Source organism: Bacillus sp. Marseille-Q3570, from assembly GCF_946151055.1.
GTDB lineage: Bacteria > Bacillota > Bacilli > Bacillales > Fictibacillaceae > Pseudalkalibacillus.
In genome coordinates this window covers 63,795-69,908 of record NZ_CAMGYZ010000021.1, presented here as the reverse complement: position 1 = coordinate 69,908, position 6,114 = coordinate 63,795, and the positions used below count along the sequence as shown (strand labels likewise).

The 6,114-nt window shown below is 43.4% G+C and carries 7 protein-coding genes and 1 rRNA gene; 1 reads left to right on the top strand and 7 read right to left on the bottom strand.

Features of this window, described 5'->3' with window-relative positions:
• Positions 1-130: ribosomal RNA gene (locus N8M93_RS21155) — 16S ribosomal RNA — on the bottom strand; the annotation flags it as partial.
• A gap of 397 nt (positions 131-527) precedes the next feature.
• On the opposite strand from N8M93_RS21155, the gene N8M93_RS21150 reads away from it, so the two are divergent.
• Positions 528-725, top strand: coding sequence for a hypothetical protein (locus N8M93_RS21150; protein WP_261134641.1), 198 nt, complete (start codon positions 528-530; stop codon positions 723-725).
• Between the two features lie 40 nt (positions 726-765).
• Here N8M93_RS21150 and N8M93_RS21145 read toward each other — a convergent pair whose 3' ends face one another.
• From N8M93_RS21145 to N8M93_RS21120, 6 genes are all read right to left on the bottom strand, one after another.
• A complete protein-coding gene (locus N8M93_RS21145; RefSeq protein WP_261134640.1) occupies positions 766-1,074 on the bottom strand; it encodes a hypothetical protein in 309 nt (102 codons plus the stop codon).
• Positions 1,074-2,744 (bottom strand): transglutaminase-like domain-containing protein, encoded by a 1,671-nt coding sequence (locus N8M93_RS21140; RefSeq protein ID WP_261134639.1) that lies wholly within the window; start codon positions 2,742-2,744, stop codon positions 1,074-1,076. The genes N8M93_RS21145 and N8M93_RS21140 overlap by 1 nt, the downstream gene beginning before the upstream one ends.
• Positions 2,745-2,825: 81 nt before the next feature.
• Positions 2,826-4,142, bottom strand: a complete 1,317-nt coding sequence (locus tag N8M93_RS21135) for a VWA domain-containing protein (protein WP_261134638.1) — start codon at positions 4,140-4,142, stop codon at positions 2,826-2,828.
• A gap of 39 nt (positions 4,143-4,181) precedes the next feature.
• Positions 4,182-4,478: a hypothetical protein gene (locus N8M93_RS21130; RefSeq protein ID WP_261134637.1), complete on the bottom strand. Its 297-nt coding sequence runs from the start codon at positions 4,476-4,478 to the stop codon at positions 4,182-4,184.
• A gap of 22 nt (positions 4,479-4,500) precedes the next feature.
• Positions 4,501-4,812, bottom strand: a complete 312-nt coding sequence (locus N8M93_RS21125; protein WP_261134636.1) for a hypothetical protein — start codon at positions 4,810-4,812, stop codon at positions 4,501-4,503.
• Positions 4,813-4,833: 21 nt separating this feature from the next.
• Positions 4,834-6,069 carry a hypothetical protein gene (locus tag N8M93_RS21120; protein WP_261134635.1) on the bottom strand — a complete coding sequence of 412 codons (1,236 nt, stop codon included), beginning with the start codon at positions 6,067-6,069 and terminating at the stop codon, positions 4,834-4,836.
• Positions 6,070-6,114: the final 45 nt, after the last annotated feature.

Here is a 6,114-nt window from a genome sequence, read left to right as displayed (position 1 = left end):
GTTGCCCACGTGTTACTCACCCGTCCGCCGCTGACCTCTGAGGAGCAAGCTCCTCGTTGGTCCGCTCGACTTGCATGTATTAGGCACGCCGCCAGCGTTCGTCCTGAGCCAGGATCAAACTCTCCAAAAAATTGATTAGCATCGAATTTCGTTGTAAGCATCGTCGGTTCACATCCTCAAGTACATCTAGGTACTATCCGGTGTTCACCTTCCTTGCTTCCTCGAACTTCTTGCTACTAAATTCTTTGAGCATCGTTTGATTGCTCATTAAATGTAAATCGAAATTGATTCAGGGTTCTTATAAAAAGACCCGTTTCACGCTTGGCTTTTGTTCAGTTTTCAAAGAGCTTGTTTCCCTTTTAGAAGGGCATCTTTTCGCCTCTGTCCCGAAGCGACTTAACTAATATATCATCTAACATTTAGACGGTCAACCATAAATTCAAAAAAACTTTCAAAAGGATTTTTCAGCTTGTTAGTGAATTAGTTTGTATAGTAAAAAAGTGCTGTATAAGGAAATGGAGGCAATCATGTATCGGATCTTCTATTTAGTTATTTTCCTACTGTCCTTTTACGGGTTTTTGCAACTGATTAAATTAGTCTTCAACGCCTTTGTACCTTATAGTTCTATGGCGGATATCGTACATATTTGTTTAGCCATCATCGTCGGCGTGCCGTTTTCTTCATTCGTTGCTGGATGGCTTACACCTTTCAAGCCAGAAAAATAGCCCCTATCACTATAGGAGGCTATTTTTCATGGTTATTTTTTTAGAAATCCCCTCTTGAATACCAGACAAACATCAACCCTCCAACCGTGACGCCAATCCAGAGTAGAGTCTGCCTGATGACTTTTCCATTGATTACACCGCCATTACGACTTCGTACTTCGATGAATGTAACCATAAAGACAGATAAAACGACTAAACCGATCACCCAGTTAAACCACGAAGGTCTAACCACCATCCTATAGAGCCCGTTACCAACATGTTCAGATGTAAAGTATACTGCACAAAAACCACCACTTATTCCTACCGCATACCAAATGATTTGCATGATTCTCCATTGTTTATCGGTCATCAGTACTGGATGTCCTCCCGGCTGTGATCCTTATCAAATTCTTTTGGGTCTTGATCAAAATATTTATCTCTATATTCCTTTACGAATTTGTCGTCTTTCAAGTAACCAGAGCCCCAGGTAGGGTCCATCAAAAGCCATTTTCCATCGACTTTCGTTTCTACCCATGCGTGCCTTGCAAAAGAGAAGGTCGCTCTGCCAGTCACCATCCTTGCTTCCATTCCGCTCGCCCGCAACAACGCAATCGTAAGATACGAGTAATCTTCACAGACCCCCGTTTTTTCATTCAATGTTTTTAATGCACTGTCATCGAATTCGAACGACTCGTTGTTCAGCTTGTCGACGTCATAGGTCACATTCTTTGCTACATATTCATAGACCGCTTTCGCTTTTTTCTTTTCATCTGTTATTCCATCAGTCAGTTCTCCTGCTAATGTTTCGATTTCAGGGTGGTCAGATTGGATGCCTTTTGATGGGAGAAGATTCCTCTTGTCTTCTGCTTTTCCCTTCAGCATGAAATTCGCCAGACCTGTGAAACTCCTGTAATCGCCGTTCGTACGTTCAAAATCTGGCGCAAACACACTTACGTCATATTCTCCAGGGCCGAATCTGAGGAAGACCTCTCCATCAAACTTGTAATCTTCCACCGGGATGCTGTACATCGCCTCGTCTTCCCCTTTCTTGGTACTGACGAATACAACCTCTGTCTGATCAGCATATGGGGCATCCGGATTGATTTCCCCTTTTATCGGATAAGAAAGATCCGTTTCTTCTCCACCGACTTTCGGATGTGTAAGGGAATATCCGAGTTCTTGATATACCTTTGAATAGTTGATCGGTGTATACGTTTTTTCAGATTGATTGTCTACGAGAATGACGGCTGCTTCGTTATAATAGTTTTCTCGCTCTTCATCTGGAGTCATGATCGTTGCTTTATGAACCCCTTTTCCATAGAAAAGCGGAATCTCTTTGGCAAAAGTACCGTCTTTTGCGACAGGAATCATGACTTCCGAGGATTCATCTTCTTTATCCACCTTGACCATGATCATTTCCGCATCTTCTACGGTTCCGTTCAATGCAAAGAATTCTTCTTCTTGAAAGAAACCGCTTGGAAGGTTGTCGAACTTCAGGTCATGCTCCAGGGCAGGGATCCTGGTCATAACATCTCTTTTGACTTTAGGATTCACATTCGACACTTCAAATTCAGCAAGTCTTTTAAAGTAATTTTCAGTGCGATCATCTGGCAGACTGACTTTCACTTCATATTTTCCTTTTCCATTAAACAACTGAACCTTTTGCTCGAAGGTCCCATCATTGATTGGTGTAAAGTATTCGAATTCTTTCTCCCCATCCGGGCCGTCTTTTTCACTTTGTACTTTGATCATGACGTAATCTGAAGTAAACTTGCTTGTGTCTTTCACCTTTCCTTTTATGCTAAAAGATGAATTCACATGGAAAGATCGATATTTCGGTGAAGACAAGGTCGCGCCTACTTCTTCCGCATAACGGCCAAGTTCAACCTTTTGAAGGTCTTGATCGTTGTTTTTCTCTTCTGCTAATGCCGTGTATTCATCCTTCGGTTCTTCTGTTGTTTTGTCTGCAGAAGACTGTGGGCTGCACGCCGACAAGACCAACACCAGCACCATCAAGCTGTGCGTCAACCATTTTTTCATGAACAGGCTCCTCTCCACCACCACAAAATATCATAAGATAGGGCTGAAACCATTCGATGGTGTCAGCCCTATATGAACCGGCTATTGTTGTTTTTTCTTTTCCAGATCTTCACGTGCTTTATCTCGGGATGCTTCTACTTCTTGTAAGAGTGCATCCTTACGCTCCTGGCTGTATTGCTCCATGATTTCCATCCGTTCATTGATCAGATCCTTCAATTCTGAATATGATCCTTCTTTCAACTTCCCCTCATCATCGAGTGCAAATACGACTTCATTCAAGACCTTTGATTCTGTCTTTATGATGGAATAAAATGTGTCATCAATTTTGCGAAGTTTACTGCTCTGTCCAGAATACCATGTATTGATATCGATTCCGGCTTTCGCATCACTGATATCTTCATCTATGTTTTTCTTGACGTCCCCGATCATATCATCAAGGGTTTTGTTCAGGTCTGTTTTGGAATTGACGTCTTTATACTCTCCACCGCCTGCAGCAGCTGTTTCTTTCAACTGTATTTGACCTTTTGTATCCACATTGAACCCAATCACATTTACCGTCACGTCCAGTTCAGATTGATGTATCTCTTTTGCAGCCTGAATCGGGTCCCCGCCGCAAGTCTCTATTCCGTCACTTATAATGTAGATTATATTTTCAACGTCATCTCCAACCTCGTTAAAATCGTCTTTAGCAAGTTCAAGCGAAGTGGCGATTGGCGTCCAACCAGAAGGTTTGAAATCATTGAGCGCTTCCTGGAAACTATCTTCCTCGTAAGGATTTAATGGGTAAACCAATTCACTGCTGTCACAGGAAACCTTTTTATCTTTATCTTCGCTGCTCCCCTTATGACCATACACACGCAGTGCCACCTTCGTATTGGGATCCGTATTCCCTGTAACTCGATTCAAGGCTGATTTCGCAAGATCCATTTTCACGCCTCCGCTCACTTGGCCAGCCATACTTCCGCTTGAATCTAACAAGAAAACGATGTTTTTTTGTTTTCCCTCTTCTGCTCGTTCACCTGGTGATCGGTAGGTCGATTCGAAATGATCATAGGCTTCATTGGCTTCCTGATAGGATAAAGCGAATTTTGCGATCATAAAATTATAAAGCTGTTCTGCAGAAAGATCATCCGGAAGCGCTTTTCCTTCTGCTTCTACTTCTTCTTTCATTTTCTCTTCCGCTTCTTCATTTTCGAAATCTTGAAAGGCAGATCCTGGCCCTTGTTCGATGATTCCTTCTGCATCCTTTGCAGCTTCAGGATAATCGAATGCCTCTTCTTGTTTTTCCTCAGGGTCTTCTTTTTCCTTCGTCTGTTCACCATTGCTTTCATTCGAGCATGCTGCGATGACGAATAATACTATGAAAAATAGCATGTATACACGAAGTGAATGTAACATGGTTCCCCTCCCTGGTTCTCTATTGAATATGTATTCGTTTTAGTAAAAATTGATCCCTAACAATAGACCGTAAAAAAGTGACGTCCACAACAATGCTTGGAAGAAAATGCTTTTATCGATTGCAAACGCTTCTCTCTTTTTGGCGAGATGCCCTAGGACAAAAAGGAAGACTCCAATGACGGATAATCCGAATAACACATACATCCATGGAGTTGGATGGACCATCACCAACTTGTCATCTTGAATGTCACTTGTCATGACGAACATCGTCACGATCATCAGTATAGCAGCACTACCTGCCGTCCACTGGAATATAGCCCATCCACGCTTCTCCATAACTCTCACTCCATGTAATCAGTTAATTGAAATCTCCACGCAAATACCAGATAAACATTAATCCACCGACAGTGATCGCAATCCATAAAAGCGTCTGACCAATCACCCTGGCGTTGACCACGCCGCCATTTCTGCTGCGCACCTCTACAAATACGACAGTGAAGATAGACAATACGATCAAACCGCCTAACCAGTTCAACCACCATGGTCTCTCTACCATTCTTCGAACCCCATCTCCGACCGGCTCAGAAGTGGAAAAGATGGCTAGGGCACCTCCACCAAAAATGATGATATATGCTATTACCTGTAAGAATCTCCAGCCTTTATTACTCATAAATTACCCCTTGTAATTACTTTATTTATTATTTGTGGGACCAACCTTTTTTTCGAGATTATTTGAAAGCAAGTCGCTCAATTGTTTCTTTACAAATTCATACGTATTACTTGCAGCGGAATTGTTCACAAATTTTGTAACCAAGGAATCCGGCAATACAAACGTCAGACCTACCGCTGATCCAATCAAGAAATCCATAGCGGTAGCATCTCCTTTGAAGGATTGCATTGCGACATTAGAAAATCCACCCAATGCAACGCTTCCAGCGATTGGGGCTGCTACAGTACGTACTGTCCTGAAAGAATTCAAGATCCCCTTTGTCAGTCCAAAACCTAGTGGAGCAGTTGCGAAGGCGAGACCTGTATCAAATACCATTTCTCCATAATCTATATTACCAGTGAGAATATAGTTAAGGGCATGTGAACCAAATGTAATACCAGCCGCAGGTCCTCCAATCTTCAACCAGGCTGCTCCTAATCCTCTCGCTACCTGTAATCCTGCTCTTAGACCGCTTCCTGAAGCAAACCTGTTAAGTGTAAAGGCTAATCGCATACCCGCTAGCTGACGGCCGGCGAAAATCCGAAGGGAGTTCGCTCCTGCTGCGAGTGCTCCAGTCGCCTGACCGACACCACCGAGCAACGCTCCTCCAGCTGTCCAGCCTAGTGCCCCTAAGAAACTATAACTTTCAGAGCCGCCATTCAATGCATAATAGAGACCGCCAGCAATACCGGCTCCTACAATTGCAGCGATCGCCACTGGTGCAGAAATTATTCCGACCACAGCGACTCCGACAACGACAGCTGCAATACCGACAAAGGCGAGTGATGATTTGACCCAGTCAGGTGTATTCGCCCAGACATCACTGGTCCATTCGGTGAAATCATTCCAGGCGTTTTTGGTAGATTCCCAGCCTTCTGAAACTTTCTGGGTAGTCCAGTCCCACCATTGTGAAATTTTTTCCCCTGTCCAATCCCATGCACTATCTACTGCATCGACTGCAGGTTGAAAGAAGTCACCTACATCATCAACAACATCCCCGGCGCCTTCTTTAAAATCATCCCACCAGCCAAACCAGCCGCCGTCATCTTCTTCATTGCCATTTCCGACACCGTCATTCTCTGTACGTGTAAGTCCGCTGTCATCATACTCGAATTCTCCGATATTGGCATGCGCTTCTGTCATTGGTAATAAATACGCAAAAAAAGCGACGACTAACGTCAATACAATTGTCTTCCTCCAATTGAGTTGATAAACCATTTAAATTTCCTCCCGGATTCTTCCCTAGCAACTGCACCCTTTGCC

Coding starts and splice junctions, on each gene's coding strand:
- N8M93_RS21150 (WP_261134641.1), top strand. CDS start 528: ATGTATCGGATCTTCTATTTAGTTATTTTCCTACTGTCCTTTTACGGG.
- N8M93_RS21145 (WP_261134640.1), bottom strand. CDS start 1,074: ATGACCGATAAACAATGGAGAATCATGCAAATCATTTGGTATGCGGTA.
- N8M93_RS21140 (WP_261134639.1), bottom strand. CDS start 2,744: ATGAAAAAATGGTTGACGCACAGCTTGATGGTGCTGGTGTTGGTCTTG.
- N8M93_RS21135 (WP_261134638.1), bottom strand. CDS start 4,142: ATGTTACATTCACTTCGTGTATACATGCTATTTTTCATAGTATTATTC.
- N8M93_RS21130 (WP_261134637.1), bottom strand. CDS start 4,478: ATGGAGAAGCGTGGATGGGCTATATTCCAGTGGACGGCAGGTAGTGCT.
- N8M93_RS21125 (WP_261134636.1), bottom strand. CDS start 4,812: ATGAGTAATAAAGGCTGGAGATTCTTACAGGTAATAGCATATATCATC.
- N8M93_RS21120 (WP_261134635.1), bottom strand. CDS start 6,069: ATGGTTTATCAACTCAATTGGAGGAAGACAATTGTATTGACGTTAGTC.